Consider the following 23,032-nt stretch of genomic DNA (forward strand, 5'->3'; position numbering starts at 1 on the left):
CGGTGCGCGGTTCAGGCCAGTTCGCCGACGCGCACGATCTTCATGGCGTTGGTGCCGCCATGCTCGCCCTGCAGGTCGCCCTTCGTAATGATGACCAACTCGCCATCCTGCACGACGCCCTCGGCCTTGAGCAAGTTCACCGCCTCACGGTTCACGCTTTCGTGGCTCTCGGGGATCGGCTTCAGGGTCACCGGATAGACGCCGCGATAAAGCGTCATGCGGCGGCTGGTCGATTCGTGCTGGGTGAGCGCGTAGATCGGGATGCCCGAGCTGATGCGCGACATCCACAGCGCCGTGGACCCGGACTCGGTCAGCGCGGCGATCGCGGAGACATCGAGATGGTTGGCGGTATACATGGTGGCCATCGCGATGGCCTCGTCGACCCGGCCGAAGGTCGAATCCATGCGATGGTCCGACTGGCGTGCGGCGCGCTGGCGCTCGGCAGCCTCGCAGATCCGGTCCATGCTGGTGACCACGCGCGCAGGATAACGCCCGGTCGCGGTCTCGCCAGAGAGCATCACCGCATCCGTGCCGTCCAGCACCGCGTTGGCCACGTCGAATACCTCGGCGCGGGTCGGGATGGGGTTCTGGATCATGGTCTCCATCATCTGGGTCGCGGTGATGACCAGACGATTGAGGCTGCGCGCGCGCGTGATCAGGGTCTTCTGCACCCCCGGGAGCTCGGCGTCACCGATCTCCACACCCAGATCGCCGCGGGCGATCATGATGACCTCCGAGGCGGCGATGATCTCGTCGATCACCTCCAGGGCCTCGGAGCGCTCGATCTTGGCGCAGATCCCGGCCTCCCAGCCGGCATCCTTCAACAGGCCCCGCGCCAGGTGCAAGTCCTGGGCGGAACGCGGGAACGAGACGGCCAGGTAGTCCACCTGCAGCTCGGCCGCCAGGCGGATATCGTCGCGGTCCTTGTCCGTAATCGCGGGCGCAGACAGGCCGCCGCCCTGGCGGTTGATGCCCTTGTTGTTGGACAGCTCGCCGCCGACCTCGACGGTGGTCTCGATCCGGCTGCCATTGACCGCCGTGACCTTGAGTACGATACGACCGTCATCCAGCAGCAGGATGTCGTCCGTGCGCACGTCGTCCGGGAGGTCCTTGTAGGTCAGGCCGACCTGGGTGGCATCGCCCGCGTCGCGATCCAGCTCGGCATCCAACGCGAAGGGCGCGCCCTCTTCCAGCTGCACCTTGCCCTGCTGGAAGCGGTCGATGCGGATCTTGGGGCCCTGCAGGTCGCCCAGGACACCGACGCAACGGCCGGCGCGCTCGGAGGCGGCCCGCAGCCGCGCCAGGCGCTGGCGGTGGTCATCCGGATCGCCATGCGAGAAATTCAACCGGACCACATCCACACCGGCCCGGATGATGGCCTCCATGGCCTCGTCGCTGTCCGTTGCCGGCCCCAGCGTGGCTACGATCTTGGTACGTCTCATCCGCGCGTGTCTCCGTCAGCGGGGAAGGACAAGGGCCTCAGCCCTTGGCCCGTTCTTCCAGGATGGCGACGGCCGGCAGGGTCTTGCCCTCGAGGAACTCGAGGAAGGCGCCGCCGCCGGTGGAGATGTAGCTGATGCGATCCGCCAGGTTGTACTTGTCGATCGCGGCCAGGGTGTCGCCACCCCCGGCGATAGAGAACGCATTGCTCTCAGCGATCGCCTCGCCCAGGGCCTTGGTCCCGCCGGCGAACTGATCGAACTCGAACACGCCCACCGGGCCGTTCCAGACGATGGTGCCGGCATTGCGCAGAGCCTCGGCATAGGTGGCTGCGGTCTCGGGGCCCACATCGAAGATCATGTCGTCGTCCGCAACGGCGTCCACGGCCTTGGTCTCGGCCGGGGTGGATTCGGAAAACTCCTTGCCCACGGTCACGTCGGTCGGAACCGGGATCTCGCCGCCCTTGGCGCGGGCGGCCTCCATCAGGCGCTTGGACTCATCGACCAGATCCGCCTCGTACAGCGACTTGCCGACACCATGGCCCTGGGCCGCGATAAAGGTGTTGGCGATGCCGCCACCGACGATCAGCTGATCGACCACCTTGGACAGCGACTCCAGCACGGTCAGCTTGGTCGAGACCTTGGACCCACCGACGATCGCCACCAGCGGGCGCTTCGGGGTCTCCAGGGCCTGCCCCAGGGCCTCCAGCTCCTTGGCCAGCAACGGGCCGGCGCAGGCCTGCGGGGCGAATTTGGCCACACCATGGGTGGAGGCCTGGGCGCGGTGGGCGGTACCGAAGGCGTCCATCACGAACACGTCGCACAGCGCCGCGTACTTCTTGGCCAGCGCCTCGTCGTCCTTCTTCTCGCCGGCGTTGAAGCGCACGTTCTCGAGCAGGATCACCTCGCCCGGCTTGGCATCCACGCCGTCGAGGTAATCCCGAACCAGGCGCACTTCGCGCCCGAGCAGGCCACCCATATGCTCGGCGACCGGGGCCAGGGAGTCCTCCTCGGAGAACTCGCCCTCGGTCGGGCGCCCCAGGTGCGACATCAGCATCACGGCCGCGCCGGCGTCCAGGGCCTTCTGCACGGTCTCGAGGCTCGCGCGGATACGGGCGTCGGAGGTGACCTTGCCGCCCTTCACCGGGACGTTGAGATCCTGACGCACCAGCACACGGCGACCCTGCAGGTCGAGATCGGTCATCTTGATGACAGACATGGGAGTACCTCTCGAAATACGGTTGGAAAGAGAAAAGGCTTCGGGCGAGCCCCCGCAGGGACTGGCCCCAGGCCTCTTGGACCCAGGCAATGCAAATGGCCGGACCCCGAGGGGCCCGGCCATCCGGCCTTACTTGGCGACGTGCTCCACCATGCGCAGCATGTTGCAGGTGTAGCCGTACTCGTTGTCGTACCAGGCGACGACCTTCACGAAGGTCGGGTCCAGCTGGATGCCGGCACCGGCGTCAAACACGGACGGGGCGGTGTAACCACGGAAGTCGGTGGAGACCACCAGGTCTTCGGTGTAGCCCAGCACGCCCTTCAGCTCGCCTTCGGAGGCCTTCTTCATGGCCGCGCAGACGTCGTCGTAGTTGGCGTCGCTGTTGAGCTCCACGGTCAGGTCGACCACCGACACGTCGGAGGTCGGCACACGGAAGGCCATGCCGGTCAGCTTGCCGTTCAGTTCCGGCAGCACCTTGCCCACGGCCTTCGCGGCACCGGTGGAGGACGGGATGATGTTCTCCAGGATGCCGCGGCCCCCACGCCAGTCCTTCATGGACGGGCCATCGACGGTCTTCTGGGTCGCCGTGGCGGCGTGCACGGTGGTCATCAGACCACGCTTGATGCCGAACTTGTCGTTCAGCACCTTGGCCACCGGGGCCAGGGCGTTGGTGGTGCAGGACGCGGCCGAGACCATGGTCTGGCCGGCGTACTCACCATGGTTCACGCCAAAGACGAACATCGGGGTGTCGTCCTTGGACGGCGCGGACATCACGACCTTCTTGGCGCCAGCGTCCAGATGCTTCTGGGCGGTCTCGGCGGTCAGGAACAGACCGGTGGATTCGATCACGATGTCGGCGTCGATATCGCCCCACTTCAGCGCGGCCGGATCCTTTTCGGCGGTCAGGCGGATGCGGTTGCCATTGACCACCAGGTCGTTGCCGTCGACGCTGACGTCGCCTTCGAAGCGGCCATGGACAGAGTCATAACGCAGCATGTAGGCCAGGTATTCCGGGTCCAGCAGGTCGTTGATGCCGACCACCTGGAGGTTCGGGAAATCCTTGGCGATGGCACGGAAAGCCATGCGGCCGATACGACCGAAGCCGTTGATACCAACCTTGATAGACATGAGAGTCTCCTCTTTATTGCTTAAGCGAAATCGATTCGGGCTCAGCCGTTCATCACGTCACGTGCGACCTGGGCGACGTTCTCCGGCTTGAAACCGAAGTAATCGAGCAGGGCACCACCCGGGGCGGATTCGCCGAAGCGATCCAGGCCAAACACCGCGCCGTCGAGGCCGGTGAACTTGTGCCAGGTCGTGGTCGCGCCGGCCTCGATGGCGACACGGGCCCGCACGGCCTTCGGCAGCACGGCCTCGCGGTAGGCCGGATCCTGCTGGTCGAACAGCTCGACACAGGGCATGGAAACCACGCGCACCTTCTTGCCCTCGCCGCTCAGCACGTCGGCGGCCTGCACGGCCAGTTCAATCTCGGAACCGGTGGCGATGAAGATCAGGTCCGGGGTGCCGTCGCAATCCTTCAGCACGTAACCGCCGCGGGCGATGTTGGCGAGCTGCTCGCCGTCACGCTCCATGTGCGGCAGGCCCTGACGCGACAGGATGAACGCGGACGGGCCGTCGGTACGCTCGATGCCGGCCTTCCAGGCGACAGCGGTCTCGACCGCATCGCAGGGGCGCCAGACGTTCAGGTTCGGGATCAGACGCAGGCTCGGGGTCTGCTCGATGGGCTGGTGGGTCGGGCCGTCTTCGCCGAGACCGATGGAATCGTGGGTCAGCACGTACATCACGCGCTGCTTCATCAGCGCGGACATGCGGATGCCGTTACGGGCATAGTCGGAGAAGATCAGGAAGGTACCGCCGTACGGGATGAACCCGCCGTGCAGGGCGATGCCGTTCATGATTGCGGCCATGCCGAACTCGCGCACGCCGTAGAACACGTAGTTGCCGGCGGCGTCGTCACGGGTGACGCCCTTGGATCCGCCATACATGGTCAGGTTGGAGCCGGCCAGGTCGGCGGAACCGCCCAGCAGTTCCGGAACGGCCGGGGCCATGCCGGCGATCGCGTTCTGCGAGGCCTTGCGCGAGGCGACCTTTTCGGCCTTCTCGATGGTCTGCTTGATATAGGCGTTGGCCTTCTCGCTCCAGTCGGCCGGCAGATGACCGGCAATCCGGCGCTCGAACTCGGCGGCCAGTTCCGGATGGGCGGCCTTGTAGGCGGCGAAGCGTTCCTTCCACTCGGTCTCGGCCTTGGCACCCTTGTCCTTCGCGCTCCAGCCCTCGTAGATGTCGCCCGGGATCTCGAACGGGCCGTGCTCCCAGCCCAGTTCCTTGCGGGTCAGGGCGACCTCGTCGTCGCCCAGGGCGGCGCCGTGGCACTCTTCCTTGCCGCACTTGTTCGGGGAACCGAAGCCGATCACGGTCTTGCAGCAGATCAGGCTCGGCTTGTCGCTGTTCTGGCGCGCCTCTTCGATCGCGGCCTTGACCGCGTTGGCGTCGTGGCCATCCACGCCGCGCACGACATGCCAGCCATAGGCCTCGAAACGGGCCGGGGTATCGTCGGTGAACCAGCCCTCGACCTCGCCGTCGATGGAGATGCCGTTGTCATCCCAGAACGCGACCAGCTTGCCCAGGCCCAGGGTGCCGGCCAGCGCGCAGGTCTCGTGGGAGATCCCTTCCATCATGCAGCCGTCGCCGAGGAAGGCGTAGGTGTTGTGGTCGACGATGTCGTGACCGGGCTGGTTGAAGTGGGCGGCCATCATCTTCTCGGCCAGCGCCATGCCGACCGCGTTGGAGATGCCCTGGCCGAGCGGACCGGTGGTGGTCTCGACACCGGCGGTGTAGCCGTATTCCGGGTGGCCCGGGGTCTTGGAGTGCAGCTGACGGAACTGCTTGATCTCGTCCATCGGCAGGTCGTAGCCGCTCAGATGCAGCAGCGAGTAGACCAGCATGGAGCCGTGACCGTTGGACATCACGAAGCGGTCGCGATCCGGCCAGCTCGGGTTCGCCGGGTTGTGCTGCATGTAGTCGTTCCACAGCACCTCGGCGATGTCCGCCATCCCCATCGGCGCTCCCGGGTGACCGGAATTGGCCTTCTGAACTGCGTCCATCGAAAGGGCGCGGATGGCGTTTGCAAGCTCTCTACGGGTCGGCATGCTGATCTCCTGCTCTAAGTAGTATTGGGTTCGGCTGATGGCGGGCGGCGGCGCGAGGCGCCAGCGGCGGCAGACCCGGACGAGTCGACCGAACGAGGGCTCACCAGTACCGGCCGGCGCGCCAGCGCACGGCGGTGGCCCGAGCAGCCTGCGGGAGCGGGCCCTTACTCGGCCACGCGAACGCGCGGCGGGCAGCACTCCCCATCAAAGGCGGTGCATTTTGGCCACTTTCGGGCACCGGGGCAAGTCGGCCCCAAACCGCGCCACGCTGCGCCCTCGCCGCCGGCCGGGACACCGATGCCCTGACTGTCGCGAGGGAGGGGCTTAGAAAAATCCTGCGAGTCGCGTTACACTAGAGGTCGTTTTGCGCAAAACTAAATCGAAACGACCCCAAAAGGAACGCTTAATGTCCAACGACTATATCTTTACTTCGGAATCTGTCTCTGCCGGTCACCCCGACAAAATGGCTGACCTGGTGTCCGACACCATCGTCGACGCCATCATCGAGCAGGACCCGCATGCACGCATCGCCTGCGAGACCGCCACCAAGACCGGCATGGTCATGCTGCTGGGCGAGATCACCACTGGCGCGCAGATCGACTACGAGCGCCTGGTGCGCGACACCGTCGTCGAGATCGGCTACAACGATTCCGACGTCGGCTTCGACGGCAAGACCTGCGCCGTGCTGAACGTGCTGGGCGAGCAGTCCCAGGACATCGCCATGGGTGTGGACCGCGACGTCTCCGACCGCGCCACCCAGGGCGCTGGCGACCAGGGCCTGATGTTCGGCTACGCCGCCCGCGAGACCGACACCCTGATGCCCGCCCCGATCTTCTACGCCCACAAGATGGTGCGCATCCAGTCCGAACTGATGAAGAGCGGCAAGCTGCCGTGGCTGCGTCCGGACGCCAAGAGCCAGGTCTCCCTGCGCTATGAAAATGGCAAGCCGGCCGGCCTGGACGCCGTGGTCCTGTCGACCCAGCACAGCCCGGACATCTCGCAGAAGGATCTGAAGGAAGCGATCTACGAAGAGATCTTCAAGAAGGTCCTGCCGGCTGAATGGCTGAGCCAGGTCGCCGACGACAAGCTCCACATCAACCCGACCGGCAAGTTCGAGATTGGCGGCCCGGTGGGCGACGCTGGCCTGACCGGCCGCAAGATCATCGTCGACACCTACGGCGGCATGGCCCGTCACGGTGGTGGCGCGTTCTCCGGCAAGGACCCGTCCAAGGTGGACCGTTCCGCAGCCTACGCCGGTCGCTATGTGGCCAAGAACATCGTTGCCGCCGGCCTGGCCGAGAAGTGCGAGATCCAGGTCTCCTACGCCATCGGCGTGGCCGAGCCGACCTCGATCACGATCGACACCTTCGGCACCGGCAAGCTGGACGATCGCAAGATCGAAGGCTTTGTGCGCGAAGTGTTTGATCTGCGCCCGTGGGGCCTGATCCAGATGATGGATCTACTGCGTCCGATCTACAAGGCGACTGCCGCCTACGGTCACTTCGGCCGCGAAGATGTCGACCTCCCCTGGGAGCGTACCGACAAGGCCGAGGAACTTAAGAAGATGGCGGGCCTCTAAGAGCCCCGACATTTCTTGAAAGAAATACCCATCCGGCTGAGGAGCGCTGCAGCGGTTTTACCGTCAGGCTCAGCCGGATGCACCCTGAAACATGAACACGGCGCTCATCCAGATAAACGGAGAAGTTGATCCATGAATGCTGTGATGAACGACAAAAAGACCACCGATTACGTCGTCAAGGACATTAACCTTGCCGAATTCGGCCGCAAGGAAATTGCGATTGCCGAGACCGAAATGCCCGGTCTGGTCCAGACTCGCGAAGAGTACGCGGCCTCCAAGCCGCTGAAGGGCGCCAAGATTGCCGGCTCCCTGCACATGACCATCCAGACCGCGGTGCTGATCCAGACCCTGGAAGCCCTGGGTGCCGACGTGCGCTGGGCCTCCTGCAACATCTACTCCACCCAGGACCACGCCGCGGCCGCGATTGCCGACGCCGGCACCCCGGTCTTCGCCGTGAAGGGCGAGACCCTGGAAGAGTACTGGGACTACTGCCACCGCATCTTCGAATTCGACGGCGGCGCCAACATGATCCTGGACGATGGCGGTGACGCCACGCTGCTCCTGCACATCGGCGCCAAGGCCGAGAAGGACCAGTCGGTCATCTCCAACCCGGAGAACGAAGAAGAAGTCGCCCTGTTTGCCTCGATCAAGGATCGCCTGGCCAAGCAGCCGACCTGGTACTCCGAACAGCTCGCCAAGATCAAGGGCGTGACCGAAGAGACCACCACCGGTGTGCATCGCCTGTACCAGATGGCGAAAGACGGCGAACTGGCCTTCCCGGCGATCAACGTCAATGACTCGGTCACCAAGTCCAAGTTCGACAACCTGTACGGCTGCCGCGAGTCCACCGTGGACTCCATCAAGCGCGCCACCGACGTCATGATCGCCGGCAAGATCGCCGTGGTCTGCGGCTACGGTGACGTCGGCAAGGGTGCCGCCCAGTCGCTGGCCGGCCTCGGTGCCACCGTGTGGATCACCGAAATCGACCCGATCTGCGCCCTGCAGGCCGCGATGGAAGGTTTCCGCGTCGTCACGATGGAAGATGCGGCCGACAAGGCCGAGATCTTTGTCACCGCGACCGGTAACAAGGACGTGATCACCGAAGATCACATGACCCGCATGAAAAACCAGGCCATCGTCTGCAACATCGGTCACTTCGACTCCGAGATCGCCGTGGCCGCGATGCGCAAGTACGAGTGGGAGAACATCAAGCCGCAGGTTGACCACATCATCCTGCCGAATGGCAACCGGATCATCATGCTGGCCGAAGGCCGCCTGGTGAACCTGGGCTGCGGTACCGGCCATCCGAGCTTCGTGATGTCCAACTCCTTCACCAACCAGACCCTGGCTCAGATCGAGCTGTGGACCAAGGGTGACCAGTACGACAAGAACGTCTTCGTGCTGCCGAAGCACCTGGACGAGAAGGTCGCACAGCTGCACCTGTTCAAGCTGGGCGCCAACCTGACCCGTCTTACCGACGATCAGGCGAAGTACCTGGGTATGTCGGCGGATGGCCCGTTCAAGCCGGAACACTACCGCTACTGATCGGCCAGCCTCACATTTCAATTCGTTGGTAATGTGAACGCCGAGGCGGGCCGCATGTTCGTGCGGTCCGCCTTCTTTTTGTCTGGAGGACAAACATGTCTGCACAAGAACGCGTCTACAGCGTTGAATTTTTCCCGCCCAAGGACGAGGCCGGAGCCGAACGCCTGGCCAAGGCCCGCAAGCGTCTGGGCGCACTGAATCCCGAGTTCTATTCCGTCACCTTCGGCGCCGGGGGATCCACCCGCGACCGCACCCTGGAGACGGTCCGGGACATCATCGACCACGATGGCATCCCCGCCGCCCCGCATGTCTCCTGCATTTCGTCGACCAAGGACGAGCTGCGGGACCTGCTGTCGACCTACCGCGATTCCGGGGTCAAGCGCATTGTGGCGCTGCGCGGCGACCTGCCGTCCGGCACCAAGCATTCCGGCGGTGATTTCCGTTATGCCTCCGAGCTGGTGGAGTTCGTCCGCGCCGAGTTCGGCGACCAGTTCAAGATCGAGGTCGCGGCCTATCCGGAGTTCCATCCGCAGGCACCGAATGCCGAGAAGGACCTGGAGAACTTCAAGACCAAGGTGGATGCTGGCGCCGACGCCGCGATCACCCAGTACTTCTACAATCCGGACGCCTACGTGGCCTTCATGGAACGGGTAGAGAAGATGGGCATCACAATCCCGATCATTGCCGGGATCATGCCGATCACCAACTACACCCAGATCGTGCGCTTCTCCGAGATGTGCGGCGCCGAGATCCCGCGCTACATCCGCAAGCGGATGGAGGCCTATGGCGACGACAAGGAATCGATCCGCAAATTCGGGATCGAGGTCGCCACGCGCCTGACCGACGACCTGCTCGATAACGGCGCACCGGGAATCCACTTCTACTCCATGAACCAGGCCGGCCCAACCGAACAGATCTGGAAAGCCCTGGACCTCGACAACCGGAAGTAGACGGCATGCGCTGCCCCCGGCTGCTGCTCGAATCCGAGGCACTGGCCGCGGGGCAGTCGCTCCCCGCCCCACAGGACCGGCTGCATTACGCCACCACCGTCCTGCGTCTGAAAAGCGGTGCCCCCTGCCGCGTCTTCGACGGCCTCGGCAACGAATTCGACGCGACCCTCGAACTCACCGACCGACGCCACGGCACCTTCCATCTGGGCGAACGTGCCGCCGCCCCGACCCATCCCGCGTTTCCGATCCACCTGCTGCAGGGCGTGGCCCGCGGCGACCATATGGACCTGGCCATTCAGAAGGCCGTGGAGCTCGGCGTTCAGTCCATCCGCCCGGTGCTGTGCGAGCGCTCGCGTTCGGCTGCCGCCCACAAGGGACTGGAGAAGCGCCAGCGGCACTGGCAGGGCATCCTGCAGGCCGCTGTGGAGCAATGCGGCCGCAATGAACTGCCCGCGCTACATCAACCGGCCCTGCCCGCGGCCGCACTCGCGGAATGCCCGGACAGCCTCGGGCTGCTCGCCGAGGAAGGCGCGCCCGGGCTGGATGACCGCCTGGTCGCCCGCGGGCACCCGCCCGGCGCAGTGGCGTTGTATATCGGACCGGAAGGGGGGCTCACACCCGCGGAGCGCGAGCAGGCGCGGGAAGGCGGATTTCTGGGCGTCGGCATGGGCCCGCGGACCCTGCGCACCGAGACGGCCGCGATGGCCCTGATCACCCTGGTACAGGCGCGTCTCGGAGACCTTCGAGGCTAGTCACAACAGGCGGGAACCCCCCGGTGGTGTCGTCTCGAGTCGCCGCCGCACTGATCAGGCTGGCTGCGTCTCCGCAAGCTCGAGCAGACGTTGCTCGAGGGTATCCAGCCGAAGCAAGTGAGTCGTCACGCCCGAGGCCTTCACCCGCCAGGACCATGGAGTGGCGTCGACGTCCTCCAGCGCGTAGATATTCTGCGCGGTGATCTGCACCGGATGTGGCGTACCGCGCACCTCCAGGGCATAAAACGGCAGGTGATCCGGCTGCATCACCGCCTGCATCACCAGAAGGCGGGTGAACCGCCGGCGATCCTCGCCGCTGTCGCGGCCCGGATCCAGCAACTGGTTCACGTTGATCACCGGCACCTGCACGTCCTGCCAGACCAGGCTGGGCTGCAGCCAGGGGACATCCGGATGCTCGGATTCCTGCTGGACGGCGCCGGCGCGGGTGGTCACCTCGAGAAAGGCGCTGCGCGGGAGCAGGATGGAGCCGCTATCCAGCTGAACGATCACCGCCTCGACGGCCTGACCCTGTGCTTCCTCGCTCATGCCGGTATCCCTTCGAGTTGCTCGCGGATCGCGTTCAGCAGGTCATTCTCCAGATACGGTTTCCCGAGATAACCGTTGACCCCGAGACGGTTGGCGCGCTCGCGGTGCTTGGTCCCGCTGCGCGAGGTGATCATGATGATGGGCACCCCCCCGAAGTCCGGATGATCGCGCACGTGGGCGGCGAACTCGAAGCCATCCATGCGCGGCATCTCCACATCCAGCAGGATCAGCTGCGGGCGCCGCTCGTCGAGCAGGCCCACCGCATCGAGACCGTCGCGGGCCGTGACCACATCGTAGCCGTGGCGCGTCAGCAGGCGCGCGGTGACCTTGCGAATGGTAATCGAGTCATCCACCACCATGATCCGTTTCGCGCTCGCCGTCTCGACAACAGCCTGCGGCGTCTCCGCCAGGGACGCCGTCGCGGAGGCAAATCTGACCAACATGCTCAGATCAAGAATCAGCATGACCGAACCATCGCCCTGGAGGGTGGCACCGGCCACACCCGGGATACGACTGAGGACCGGGCCCACCGATTTCACCACAACCTCCTGGCTACCCAGCAGGCCGTCAATGCGCAACGCGATACGCTGATCATCGGCGCGCACGAGCAACAACGGGAACGGATGATCCGGCAAGTGTTCGACGTCCGCCTGACTCTCCACACCCATCAAGTCACCGAGCCCGCGCACTGCGTAGTCCTGACCGATGTAGTTGTAGATTGCCTCGTCGTCCCGGCGATCGATCTCCTCGGCACGCGCGCGAACCACGCCCTCCACCGAGGCCATCGGGACGGCAAAGGTTTCTTCGCCCACCTGCACCAGCAAGGCCTGCGAAATCGCCAGGGTGAACGGCAGGCGCATGGTGAAACGCGAGCCCTTGCCTGGCGTCGACTGGATCTCCAGCGTGCCGCCCAGCTGTTTCACGTCGCTGTTCACCACGTCCAGGCCAACGCCGCGCCCCGCCACCTGCGAGACCTCGGCGGCAGTGGAGAAACCGGACTGCAGGATGAGCTGCAGGGCCTGGGCATCCGTGACCTCGGCATCCGCCGCGATGAGCCCGCGCTCCGCCGCGCGCGCCCGGATCGCCTCGGCATCGATGCCTCGACCATCATCCGTGACCTGCAACCGGATCTCGCTGCCGGACTGCTCCAGACTGACATCGATCTGGCCCTGCGCCGGCTTGTGTGCCTGTTCCCGTTCGGCAGCGCCTTCGATACCGTGCGCAATGGCATTGCGCAGCAGGTGCTCCAACGGCGACACCAGGCGTTCCAGCAGGGCACGGTCCAGCTCGGCCCCCTGGCCGGTGAACTCGACGCGGACCTGTTTGCCCAGGTCCTCGCCCGCCTGGCGTACCACCCGCCGTAGCCGCGGCGCCATACGCGCGAAACGCACCATGCGCTGACGCATCAACTGGTCCTGCAGATCGGTCCCCACGCGCCGCTGTTGCAGAAGGATGCCCCCGGCATTCTGCAACTCGTCACCGACTTCCTGCTTCAGGGCCTCGAGGTCACTGACACTCTCGGCGAGCGCGCGGGACAGCTGCTGGATGCCGGAATAGCGGTCCATTTCCAGCGGATCGAAGTCGAGGGCGTCCTCGCCACTCTCCTCCTCCACCCGGAACAGGATCTGGGTCTCGGTTTCGATCTCGAGCTTGCGCAGCTGGTCGCGCAGACGGGCGATGGTGCGCTCCAGTTCGTCGACCTGGCTCTCGACCCGCCCAACCGTCTGTTCGAAGCGGCGATGGAAGGTCGCCAGCTCGCCAGCATTGTTCACCAGGCTGTCGAGGACCTCGGCATCCATGCGTACCTGGTCCTGGATCCGCCGGCCCTCGGTCTCCGGCGTCTCGTGGCTGCGCCGGTCCGTCTCCGCCCGGGCCTCCTCGACCTCCAGATCCTTCCCGGAGGTGGCTTCGGCTTCGGAGTCGTCGCTCTCAAACGTATCCGTCCCGGGCTCCGCTTCGGTCGATTCGGCGTCCGCTTCACCCCCGGCCCAGGCGCGCAGCGCGGGCAGCGATTCGCTGGCCGATTCGTCCATCTGCCAGGCCCCGACCCCGCGCTCGACCAGGCGCTGTACGTCGCTCAAGGCCCGCTCGGTCAGCTGGAAGAAGCCGTCGCGGGGCTCCAGACCGGTCTCGGTCTCCACGCTCAGCGCGCTTTCCAGGGCGTGCGCAATGGCTCCGACCACGGTGAAACCGGCCATGCGGGCGCTGCCCTTCAGGGTGTGCACTTCGCGCTGGAAGGCATTCTGATCGGGCCCCGGGCGCCCCCCAGTCTCGCGCCAGCCATTCAGGGCCGTGAACGCAGACTCGAGGATATCGCGCGCCTCCTCGATGAAGACCTCGGCAAACTCCCAGTCGATCTCCGGTTCCGGTTCCGCCTCTGCGGGCGACTCGGCCACATCGAGGTCGTCGAAGTCGGGCGACGCTTCCTCGCTGGCATCATCTTCAGTCCGCAGCAGCTGTTCCGCGGTCGCATTATCCAGCAGGGCATAGACCTCGGGGGCCCAGGGCGGCGGATCCAGGACCTTGAGCGGGTCCGGTGCCTCGTCGCTGACTGCATCGGCCACGTACGTCTCCAGCTGCCGCAGCAACTCGATGGCCTGCGGCGGCAGCGCCCATTCCATGTCGCGATGGATCCGGATCAGCCGTTCGAACGGTCCGCACACCGAATAAATGCCACGGATATCGGCCGTCCGGGCGCTGCCGTTCAGGGTATGCAGCGCCCGCTCGAGGTCATGGTTCGGGACCCGGTCCGGGCGCCACTGGGACTCGTCCAGCCAGCCACGCAGCGCGAGCAGATGGACCTGCGCCTCGGCGGCAAACACTTGCCACAGCTGGGGATCCGTGTCCATGCGAGCGGCCACGGGCTCGGACGGGAGTTCCGGCTCTTCAGCCTCGACCTCTCCGTCGACAGGACCTTCGAGGGCGCCCGCCTCGACGGCACCGGAATCCTCCCCGACCTCGATCCCAACATCCGGGGCCATCGTGTCGCCCTCGGTCAGCGCCTCTTCGGTCACCTCGAAGGCATCGGCGGGAAGCTCCAGGGCGTCGAGATCCAGCGGTTCAGCAGACCGCTCAGCCGCCGGCGGCTCTTCCGTCTCCCACCGGGAATCCGGTTCGCCGCCGTACTCGGAGTCGGCGGATTCCGTTTTGTCGGTCGCCGTTGCAAGGGCGTCCGGCGGCAGATCGGGCACAAAGGCGCCCGGCTCCTGCAGGAGCTCGTCGGCCGCCTCGTCCTGGTCGGGGGCCGCCGTCTCGGCGCCTGCGAGCGAATCCGGTGCGTCCAGTTCGTCGAGGGTACGCGCCAGGGCCTCGAACTCTGCGTCCGCCCCCGGCGGCGCAGCGCGCACAGCCGCCTCGTCATATTCCGGTTCGGCCTCGTCGGGTTCCGGCTCGCCGGCCGCCAGAGCCCGCAGACGCAGGGCAATGTCCAGAACCGGCGTAACCGGCCCAGTATCGTCACGCACCTCCGCGACCAGTCCGGGCAGGACGCCGATGCCATCCTCAATGACCTGCAACGTGGCGTGGTCCGCCTCCTGGCCGGAATCCAGCTGGCGGTTGAGGAACGACTCCACGGCCCAGGCGAATTCGCCCAGGCGCAAGGCGCCGGCCAACCGCCCCGACCCTTTCAGTGTGTGGAAGGAACGGCGAATGACCGCGAGGCTGTCGAGATCGGCCGGGTTGGCCTGCCAGCGCGGGAAGTGTTCGCCCAGACTGGCTACCTCCTCGTCCGCCTCCTCGAGGAAGATTTCCAGGATTTCCAGGTCGACGTCGGGACCGCGGACCTGCTCCGCCAGCACGGTGTCGTCGAAAGGCAATGAATCGCGACCGGCCGCGGGCAGCGGGCTCGCCGGCTGCACGACAGGCGCCGCATCGGCATCGGCATCGGCATCGGCATCGGCATCGGCATCGGCATCGGCATCGGCGGCGAGCGTATCCAATGGATCTTCGTCAGGTTCATCGCCGGGTGTGCCGAGATCGAAAACCGGAGGCTCGGCGAGGCCGGCGGGGTCCGCTTCAGCCCCGGTGTCTGCCGCCGGCGCATCCGGGGCCGCAGCCAGACGGACGGCGGCGACATCGCCGCCGCCGGAGATCGCACCAATGCGCTGCAGGGCCGCAATCCCCCGCTCGTGAACGCTGTCCAGTTCACGCCAGGGCTGTCCGGAAGACTCCAGGGCGACCTCGATACTGCTAAGGACCTCGGCAAGTGCCTCGACCTCGCCTTCGTCGAGTTCGGCCGCTGCCATGCCGGCGCGGGAATCAAGATGACGGATCAGCGGGCCCAGCAGGGCGTGCAGGGCCTCGAAGCCGGACATCGACATCGCGCCCTCGATCCGGCGCAGCCCCTCGCGGGCCTCGTCGAGCCCATCGCCAGAGGCGTCCGCGCCGGCATCAAGGAATCCGAGGAAGATGTCGCGGACCCGGCGCACATCCACCAGGGCCTCCTTGTAGACGGCCGCCGCCAGCGCGCGATCGAATTCGGCCTGGGGCGAGGGGCTGGCGCTCTTGCGGCGCAGACCCGATTCCAGCAGGGACTCCAGCGCCAGCAGGTGCTCCGCCAGCACCATGTCGACCTGTTCATCCGCCGCGCCCGCGCGCTCGGGAGTAAGCGATGCCATCAGGGCGTCGGTGTGGTCCTGTCCGGCATCCAGCCCGAGAAGACTGAGTGTCGAGCCAATACGCTCGACCTGCCCGCGCAGGCTCTCGAGGTCGTCGACACCCCGCACCTGTGACCGCATCAAGACATCCAGCCGCTCGCGGACCTCGGCAAGGTCGTCTTCCAGGGCCTGGCGCAGGTTGTCGTAGACCGAACGGCCCACCCCGGTACCACCTTCCACGAGGCTCAACTGGTCGAGCCCGAATACCTCGCGCACGGCGAGGGTCTGTTCGCCCTCGGAGGTCGCACAGGCAACGTGGAACAGCAGGGTCTTGATCAGGTCGGGCGATGCCTCGTATTCCGGTTCCGATCCGGCATTACCGGCCTCCACATGGGCCGACAAGGCGTTCAGATAGCGTCCGAGTTCGCGATCGACCCGGCCGACCAGTCGGCGCACGTCGGTATCGGCTTCGACACCGCCCTCGGCGACCGCCTCGAGCATCGCACCGGCGACCCAGAACAAGCGCCGGGCCTCGCCCGCCGGAACGGCCTCCTCCACCACGCGGGCAGTCGCCTGCATTCGGGCGGCTGGTTCGGTCGCATCTTCGCCGCGCACCAATTCCAGCAGATCGCGCTGAAAGCGCCGACGCGCCTGTTGCAGCAGCGGGACGCGAGATGCCGGATCGAGCACATCGCCACCCGAGCCTACACGCTCGTCGTCCACTGTCTGCGGGTCCGGCATCAATGCCGCGACATCCAGCAGCAACGAAGCGCCGCGACTGGTGCGCAACTCATTCAGCAGAGGGACAAGGATCATGGGCGACGGCAATTCGCCATCGCCCTCGTTCTCGAGGTAGTCGGGCAGCTGCAGGGCGGCCCGCAGCAGCGGCTCGGTGGCGGCCACATTCGGCTCGTCAGCGCGTTCGATCTGCCCCAGGACCTGCAACATCTCGTCGCAGATCAGGACCACGCTGTCGACCTGGACCATGACCAGGGTGTTGCGGATCTGTTCGACACGACTGCGCGCCTCGGCCAGACAATCGCTACAGCCCGGATCGTCGGAGTACCGTCGCAACGCGTCCTGGACCTCGACAAACAGCTTGTCGAGTTCGTCGCGGACCCAGTTCAGTGCGCTGGATGCCATCGGCCGCGTCCGCCGTCAGGCTCGTTGTTCGTCGGAAGAGCTCGGATCGGGGTCGGAAGCCGGCTCCCCCTCGATCGCAGCATCGACGCGTTCGGTGGTGCCGCCCGGCTCCGGCAGCTTGAAGTCCGATACCGAGGACTGCAGCTGGGCGGAGAGCTGGGCCAGGTCGCCGATCGCCGCCGCGGTGGACTGGGTCCCCTGCGTGGTCTCGGAGGTAATCTCGCGGATCTGGGCCATGATGGAGGTCACATCCTGCGCCATCTCGGACTGCTTGCGCGCCGACGAGGAGATCCCGTCGATCAGATCCGCCAGATCACTGGAGACCTGCTCGATCTCGGACAGCGCCTCGCCCGCGGCCTGGGCCAGTTCGGCCCCCTGCACCACGTTGGCGGTACTCTGTTCCATGGAACTCACGGCCTCGCTGGTATCCGCCTGGATGGCCTTGACCAGCCCCTCGACCTGACGGGTTGCACTGGAGGAGCGCTCCGCAAGGCGCTGGACCTCGTCGGCCACCACCGCGAAGCCTCGCCCGGCCTCGCCCGCGGCGGAGGCCTGGATCGCGGCATTCAGTGCGAGCACGTTGGTCTGTTCCGCGATGTCGTTGATCAGGCCGATGATGTCGCCAATCTCCTGCGACGATTCACCCAGGCGCTTGATCCGTTTCGCCGTCTCCTGGATTTGTTCGCGGATGTTGTCCATGCCCTCGATGGAACGGCGCACGGTGCCCGCCCCGCGGGATGCAATCTCCACCGAGTTACGTGCCACGGAGGCCGACTGTTCGGCGTCCTGGGCGACCTTGTCGACCGAGCCCGACACCTCCTCGATCGCGTCGTCCGCGCGCTGGATCTCGCGGGCCTGTTCTTCCGACTTCTCGGCCAGTCCCAGCACCTGGGACCGCGTGGAAGCCGAGGATTCGCTGATATCGGCCGCCACCGTGTTGATGGTCGCGACCAGGGTGCGCAGGTTCTCGATCGCGTAGTTCATCGAGTCCGCGATGGCCCCGGTGAAGTCCTCGGTCACCGTCGCGTTGACGGTAAGGTCGCCATCCGCAAGGTTCATCATTTCATCGAGCAGGCGCAGGATTGCCTGCTGGTTGCGTTCGTTCTGCGCCTCGGTCTCGGCCAGCTCGCGCTTGGTATCGCGGTAGAGGAACAGACCCATCGCGATCAGCAGCAGCAGCGCGAGGCCACCGAAGCCGAACCCGATGAGCGCGATCACGCCCGCGCGTTCGGCCTCAACGGTGATGGCGTTTTCGAAGTCACCGGTGGTCTCCAGCATCGCACCACTGCTGGCCTCGACATTGGAGGCCGCCGCATTGACCTCGAACACCTGGGTGGAGGTATCCAGAACGCCTTCCACCGCCTCGCTAAAGGCGACGAACAGCGTGGCGATCTCCATCAGCAAGGCACGCGCTTGCGGGTCATCGACCGGTTCGACCCCCAGCGGGGCGAACCCCTCGATCAGGCCGTCCAGCACGCGGCCGTACAACGTTGCATCACGCTCGAAGCGCTCGATCGCGGGGGCCGCCTCGGCGCCCCCCTGGAGCACGCGACCCAGGCTGTTGGCGATACGCTGAATCAGCATGGTCTGGCGCGCCGCCACATAGACCTGCTCCGGCGGCTCGCCGATCCGGGTCATACGCCGCACCACATCGTCGGACAGGCGCGAGAGCTCCGGCGAAAACGCGGCCACCGCATCGGAAAATTCCGTGATCAACTGGATATCCGAACGCCCGAGGATGACGGTGTTGATGTTGTCCCGGTACGCCGACCATTCGCGATCCACCGCGGCGATATCCTCTTGCAAGGGTTCCGGAAGTGGCTGCAGACCGTCACCCCCCTGGCGGATTCGATCCAGGCGGGCCTCGAAGTCATCGCGCAGGGACTGCAGATCGCGGAATCCCTGCTCGGAGCCGGCGGCCGCCTCCAGCGAGCTGGTGGCGAGACGCTGCGACAACAGACGCAAGTCATTGGCCAGCGCGATCCGGTCGCGGTACTGACTCTGCTCGTACTCGTGGTAGGTAAAGGCCCCGCCTGTCGCGATCAGGGCCAGCACCAGCAAGCCCCCGAGGACGAAATTACGTGCGCGACGACTCGATCCCATCAGTTCATACTCCCTGTCGCAGCACCGCGAACCCCGTCATCAGACGGTAGCTGCGGACTGTTCGCTATTGGATGCACCGGCCAAGCCCGTGCCGGTAAAGCGATTGTTGTCATTGAGTAGCAGGTCCAGATCCAGCACCGGGTGCAACCGGTGCCCGAGATCGAATCCGCCAGTAATAAAGGGTCGGACGGCCTCGGGTACCGAGACCTCCAGGCGCCGCTGGGAGGGGATGCAACGGCGCATCCCCTCGACCTGGCTGACCAGAAGCCCGGCCATGCCCTGGCCCTGAGGCGCCACCACGATGCGCTGCCCGGTCGCGTCGTCCGGCAATGGCCGGTCCAGCAGCAGCCTGCCCATGTCGAAGACCGGCAGCACCAGCCCCCGCAGATTGCCCACGCCGAGCACGGCGGAGTCCGCCAGCGGCACGCGGGTCAGCGCCATCGGGTCGGCGACCTCCGCGATCGAATCCATATCGACCAGGAAGCGGAAATCGCCAACCCGTAACAGGACGCCGCGCCAGCCGGTGCCGATGTCCCGCCGCAGTTCGCGATTGACGCGACGCCCTTCACGATCAAGGCTCGCAATCAGCGCAAACGGCGAGGACAGGTCGGTCTTCATGCCGACAGATATTTCCCGATGGTGGCCAGCAGGTCCTTCTCGACCACTGGCTTGGTGATGTAGTCGCGAGCCCCCTGACGCATCGCCCAGACCCGGTCGGTGGCCTGATCCTTGGTGCTGACCACAACCACCGGGACATGCGCGGTTTCATCCGCCTGGGAAAGCTGGCGCGTGGCCTGGAAGCCATTCAGGCCCGGCATCACCACATCCATCAGGACCAGATCCGGCACCTGCGACTTGGCGGCGGCCACCCCATCCTCGCCACTTTCGGCGGTGGTCACCGAGTGCCCGTTTTTCTCGAGCATGGTGCGCAGGACATGGATTTCGGTCGGCGAATCGTCAACGATCAGAATGCGGGCCATGGGGTTCGTCTTTCCTTGGTTAGTGTGCAGTGGCGACGCTGTGCATCACGCCGCAGGACTGGCGTATCGGCGCATGGCGCCCAGGAGGTCATCCCGGGTAAACGGCTTGGTGAGGTAGTCCTCCGACCCCACAACGCGCCCCTTCGCCTTGTCGAACACGCTGTCCTTGCTCGACAGCATGATGATCGGCGTGGCACGGAATTCCCTGTTGTTCTTGATCAGTGCGCAGGTCTGGTAGCCATCCAGACGCGGCATCATGACGTCGATGAAGATAATGTCCGGGCGCGACTGCGCGACCTTGGACAGCGCCTCGAAGCCGTCCACGGCGGTGATGACTTCGGCCCCGTGCTTCTGCAGCAAGGATTCGGCGGTACGCCGAATGGTCTTGCTGTCATCGATCACCATGACCTTGAGCCCCTGAAACTCGGTGGCCGAGTCCGCTTCGGCAAGCGCGTTAGACACCTTTTCCCCCTGAGGTCATTTCGCCCCGAATCTAGCGGAACCGGGGCTCTGTGACAAACAGCACACAATGATATTGCATACCGGGGGCCGCAACGCGCGCGGCGCTGATCCAGCTTGCGGGGTCACCGACAGCCCCGGCGGGCATGGCATACTCCCCGGAACATCCCGTTCGTGCGAGGCAACGTGGCCCAGAACATCGCCATCCTGATGGACCCGATCGCGGGTATCAAACCATGGAAGGACACCACCTTCGCCATGATGCTGGCAGCACAGGCCCGCGGCCATCGCCTCCACTACCTGGAGCCGGCCGACCTGTGGATCGAAGAGGGCCGGGCGGCGGCCCGGAGCCGCCCGATCGAGGTGCACGACCGGCGCGAGGACTTCTTCACCCTGGGCGAGCCCGTGACGGGTCCGGCGGCGCGCTTCGACCTGCTGCTGATGCGCAAGGACCCGCCGTTCGATCTGGAGTACATCTACGCGACCTACGCGCTCGAGCTCGCCGAGCGCGACGGCGTACGGGTATCGAACCGCCCGCAGGCCCTGCGCGACGTCAACGAGAAGGCCTTTACCGTCCACTTCCCCCAGTGCTGCCCGCCTACCTTGATTACCCGTGACCGGGGCCGGATCCGCGCCTTCCTCGAGGCGCAGGGCGATATCGTGGTCAAGCCACTGGACGGCATGGGCGGGGCCTCGATATTCCGTGTCCGCGAGGGCGACCCGAACACCTCGGTGATCCTCGAGACCATCACCGAGTTCGACCAGCGCAGCGTGGTCGCGCAGCGCTTCCTGCCGGAGTTCACCGCTGGGGACAAGCGCATCATCCTGATCGGTGGCGAGCCCTACGACCACGCTTTGGCCCGCATCCCGGCCGCGGGCGAAAGCCGCGCCAACCTGGCCGCCGGCGGCCGGGGCGAGGCCGTGCCCCTGACCGAACGCGATCGCTGGATCTGCCGCGAAATCGCCCCGGAGCTGAAGGCCCGCGGGCTGGACTTCGTCGGCATCGACGTGATCGGGGACTCCCTGACCGAGATCAACGTCACCAGTCCCACCGGTGTCCGCGAACTGGACGCGGCAGGCGGCGTCGACCTGGCCGGCCAGTACATCGACCACCTCACTCGCCCGATCGAAGGATGAGCGGCATGCGCTCCGTATTGATTCGAACCCTGCCCCTGCTGCTCGCGGCCGCCCTCCTGGCCGCCTGCGGCCGCGAAGAACCGGATACGGAACAGCTTGGCTTCTACGCCTTCGGCACGCTGGTGGATCTCAGCCTTTACCCGGCCGGCGAATATGACGTGGAGGCGATCGGAACCGCGGTTCAGGAGGAACTGGAAATCCTGCATACCTCCTGGCATGCATGGGAACCCGGGTCACTCGGGCGCACCAACGAGCTACTCGCCCTGCAGGGCGAGTTCAGCGCCCCGCCGTCGGTGCTGCCGCTAATCGAGCACGGCCGCGAGATGGAGGCGTTGAGCGACGGCCTGTTCAACCCCGCACTGGGCAAGCTGGTCGCCGCCTGGGGCTTCCATCAGGACGAACCCGACGGCCCACCCCCGGACGAGGCCACCCTGGCCGATCTGCTGGACGACCCGCCCCGCATGCAGGACATCGAACGCAACGGCGTACGCCTGCGCGGGACGCACCCGGACCTGCAGCTCGACTTCGGCGGGCTGGCCAAGGGCCTGGCGGTGGAGCGCGTACTGGAGCTGCTGGCGGAACGCGGTGTCGAGGCCGCGATCTTCAACGCCGGCGGCGACCTGATGACCCTGGGCCGCCCCAGCGAACGGCCCTGGCGGGTCGGCATCCGTCATCCACATGGCGGCGTGCTTGGCAGCATCGAACTGGACGCCGGCGAGGCCCTGTTCACCTCCGGCGACTACGAGCGCGGCTACGAGTGGGAAGGCGAGCGCATCCACCACGTCATCGACCCGCGCAGCGGCCGCCCGAGCCAGGGAATCGACAGCGCCACAGTGCTCCACCACGATCCGGCGCTGGCCGATGCCGCCGCCACCACGCTAATGATCGCCGGGCCCGACGCCTGGCCGGAGTACGCCCGCAAGATGGGCATCGAACAGGCCCTGGTGGTTCTCGGCGACCGCATCGAGGCCACGCCGGCGCTCGCCGAGCGCGTGCAACCCGGCCCCGACCGGGAGCAGTTCGTGGTGCGCGAACTGCCGTGAACCACAGGCTGCTGCGCTGGGGCGACACCCTGATCGGGGCTCTGGCTGCGGGGGTCGTAGTCGCGGCCTTCGTTTTCGCCTACAGCCCTTCGGGAGAGGCCCGGGTACTGATCATCAGCCAGGCCGGGGCCACCCCGCAGCACGAGCCACTGGATCGGGCCCGGGTCCTCGAGATCCACGGTCCGGCCGGGATCACCCACATCGAGATCGAACCGGGCCGGGCCCGCTGCGCCGACTCCCCCGGGCGCCAGAACATCTGCGAGGCCAGCGGCTGGCTGCAGGCCCACGGCGAGGTCGCCGTGAGCCTGCCCAACCGGCTGACCCTCCAGGTCCTCGGCACGGAACCGGGCTTCGACAGCCTGCATTACTGAT

17 protein-coding genes and 1 riboswitch are annotated in these 23,032 nt (G+C 66.1%); of the genes, 7 read left to right on the forward strand and 10 right to left on the reverse strand.

Going from position 1 to position 23,032, the window contains the following annotated elements; genetic code table 11:
- Nucleotides 1-11: 11 nt before the first annotated feature.
- From pyk to tkt, 4 genes are all read right to left on the reverse strand, one after another.
- Complete coding sequence (gene pyk, locus TVD_RS12570) at nucleotides 12-1,442, reverse strand: pyruvate kinase (RefSeq protein WP_018145141.1); 1,431 nt, start codon at nucleotides 1,440-1,442, stop codon at nucleotides 12-14.
- A 37-nt stretch (nucleotides 1,443-1,479) separates the two neighbouring features.
- Nucleotides 1,480-2,658, reverse strand: coding sequence for a phosphoglycerate kinase (locus tag TVD_RS12575; RefSeq protein WP_018145140.1), 1,179 nt, complete (start codon nucleotides 2,656-2,658; stop codon nucleotides 1,480-1,482).
- 129 nt (nucleotides 2,659-2,787) lie between these two features.
- Nucleotides 2,788-3,786 carry a type I glyceraldehyde-3-phosphate dehydrogenase gene (gene gap, locus TVD_RS12580; RefSeq protein WP_018145139.1) on the reverse strand — a complete coding sequence of 333 codons (999 nt, stop codon included), beginning with the start codon at nucleotides 3,784-3,786 and terminating at the stop codon, nucleotides 2,788-2,790.
- Nucleotides 3,787-3,827: 41 nt separating this feature from the next.
- Nucleotides 3,828-5,828, reverse strand: coding sequence for a transketolase (gene tkt / locus TVD_RS12585; RefSeq protein WP_047251738.1), 2,001 nt, complete (start codon nucleotides 5,826-5,828; stop codon nucleotides 3,828-3,830).
- Nucleotides 5,829-6,234: 406 nt separating this feature from the next.
- On the opposite strand from tkt, the gene metK reads away from it, so the two are divergent.
- The 4 genes from metK (at nucleotide 6,235) to TVD_RS12605 (ending at nucleotide 10,654) form a co-directional block, all read left to right on the forward strand.
- The gene (gene metK / locus TVD_RS12590) at nucleotides 6,235-7,407 is read left to right on the forward strand and encodes a methionine adenosyltransferase (RefSeq protein WP_018145137.1); all 1,173 of its coding nucleotides are present in this window, start codon (nucleotides 6,235-6,237) and stop codon (nucleotides 7,405-7,407) included.
- Between the two features lie 32 nt (nucleotides 7,408-7,439).
- Nucleotides 7,440-7,520, forward strand: a riboswitch (S-adenosyl-L-homocysteine riboswitch).
- Between the two features lie 19 nt (nucleotides 7,521-7,539).
- A complete protein-coding gene (gene ahcY, locus TVD_RS12595) occupies nucleotides 7,540-8,952 on the forward strand; it encodes an adenosylhomocysteinase (RefSeq protein WP_018937383.1) in 1,413 nt (470 codons plus the stop codon).
- A 95-nt stretch (nucleotides 8,953-9,047) separates the two neighbouring features.
- A complete protein-coding gene (metF, locus tag TVD_RS12600) occupies nucleotides 9,048-9,902 on the forward strand; it encodes a methylenetetrahydrofolate reductase [NAD(P)H] (protein ID WP_019567445.1) in 855 nt (284 codons plus the stop codon).
- 5 nt (nucleotides 9,903-9,907) lie between these two features.
- Nucleotides 9,908-10,654: a 16S rRNA (uracil(1498)-N(3))-methyltransferase gene (locus TVD_RS12605; protein WP_047251739.1), complete on the forward strand. Its 747-nt coding sequence runs from the start codon at nucleotides 9,908-9,910 to the stop codon at nucleotides 10,652-10,654.
- 54 nt (nucleotides 10,655-10,708) lie between these two features.
- Here TVD_RS12605 and TVD_RS12610 read toward each other — a convergent pair whose 3' ends face one another.
- From TVD_RS12610 to pilG, 6 genes are read right to left on the reverse strand one after another with little or no spacing between them, the layout of a single operon-like run.
- Nucleotides 10,709-11,200, reverse strand: a complete 492-nt coding sequence (locus TVD_RS12610) for a hypothetical protein (protein ID WP_018168944.1) — start codon at nucleotides 11,198-11,200, stop codon at nucleotides 10,709-10,711.
- Entirely contained in the window at nucleotides 11,197-16,938 is a 5,742-nt protein-coding gene (locus TVD_RS12615; RefSeq protein ID WP_047251740.1) for a hybrid sensor histidine kinase/response regulator, read from the reverse strand. The genes TVD_RS12610 and TVD_RS12615 overlap by 4 nt, the downstream gene beginning before the upstream one ends.
- A gap of 15 nt (nucleotides 16,939-16,953) precedes the next feature.
- On the reverse strand, nucleotides 16,954-19,041 hold the full coding sequence (locus TVD_RS12620) for a methyl-accepting chemotaxis protein (RefSeq protein WP_047251741.1): 2,088 nt from the start codon (nucleotides 19,039-19,041) through the stop codon (nucleotides 16,954-16,956).
- A 39-nt stretch (nucleotides 19,042-19,080) separates the two neighbouring features.
- Nucleotides 19,081-19,659: a chemotaxis protein CheW gene (locus TVD_RS12625; protein ID WP_018145130.1), complete on the reverse strand. Its 579-nt coding sequence runs from the start codon at nucleotides 19,657-19,659 to the stop codon at nucleotides 19,081-19,083.
- A complete protein-coding gene (locus tag TVD_RS12630) occupies nucleotides 19,656-20,021 on the reverse strand; it encodes a response regulator (RefSeq protein ID WP_018145129.1) in 366 nt (121 codons plus the stop codon). Before TVD_RS12630 ends, TVD_RS12625 begins: the two co-directional genes overlap by 4 nt.
- 45 nt (nucleotides 20,022-20,066) lie before the next feature.
- On the reverse strand, nucleotides 20,067-20,483 hold the full coding sequence (pilG, locus tag TVD_RS12635; protein WP_018175663.1) for a twitching motility response regulator PilG: 417 nt from the start codon (nucleotides 20,481-20,483) through the stop codon (nucleotides 20,067-20,069).
- Nucleotides 20,484-20,666: 183 nt separating this feature from the next.
- On the opposite strand from pilG, the gene gshB reads away from it, so the two are divergent.
- Genes gshB through TVD_RS12650 form a run of 3 tightly spaced genes read left to right on the forward strand, consistent with a single transcriptional unit; the run spans nucleotide 20,667 to nucleotide 23,031 of the window.
- Nucleotides 20,667-21,617 carry a glutathione synthase gene (gshB, locus tag TVD_RS12640; protein WP_047251978.1) on the forward strand — a complete coding sequence of 317 codons (951 nt, stop codon included), beginning with the start codon at nucleotides 20,667-20,669 and terminating at the stop codon, nucleotides 21,615-21,617.
- Between the two features lie 5 nt (nucleotides 21,618-21,622).
- Entirely contained in the window at nucleotides 21,623-22,660 is a 1,038-nt protein-coding gene (locus TVD_RS12645) for an FAD:protein FMN transferase (RefSeq protein ID WP_047251742.1), read from the forward strand.
- Nucleotides 22,657-23,031 (forward strand): NusG domain II-containing protein, encoded by a 375-nt coding sequence (locus TVD_RS12650; RefSeq protein ID WP_018937388.1) that lies wholly within the window; start codon nucleotides 22,657-22,659, stop codon nucleotides 23,029-23,031. Before TVD_RS12645 ends, TVD_RS12650 begins: the two co-directional genes overlap by 4 nt.
- Nucleotide 23,032: the final 1 nt, after the last annotated feature.

Source organism: Thioalkalivibrio versutus (genome assembly GCF_001020955.1).
In the GTDB taxonomy this organism is placed as follows: domain Bacteria; phylum Pseudomonadota; class Gammaproteobacteria; order Ectothiorhodospirales; family Ectothiorhodospiraceae; genus Thioalkalivibrio; species Thioalkalivibrio versutus.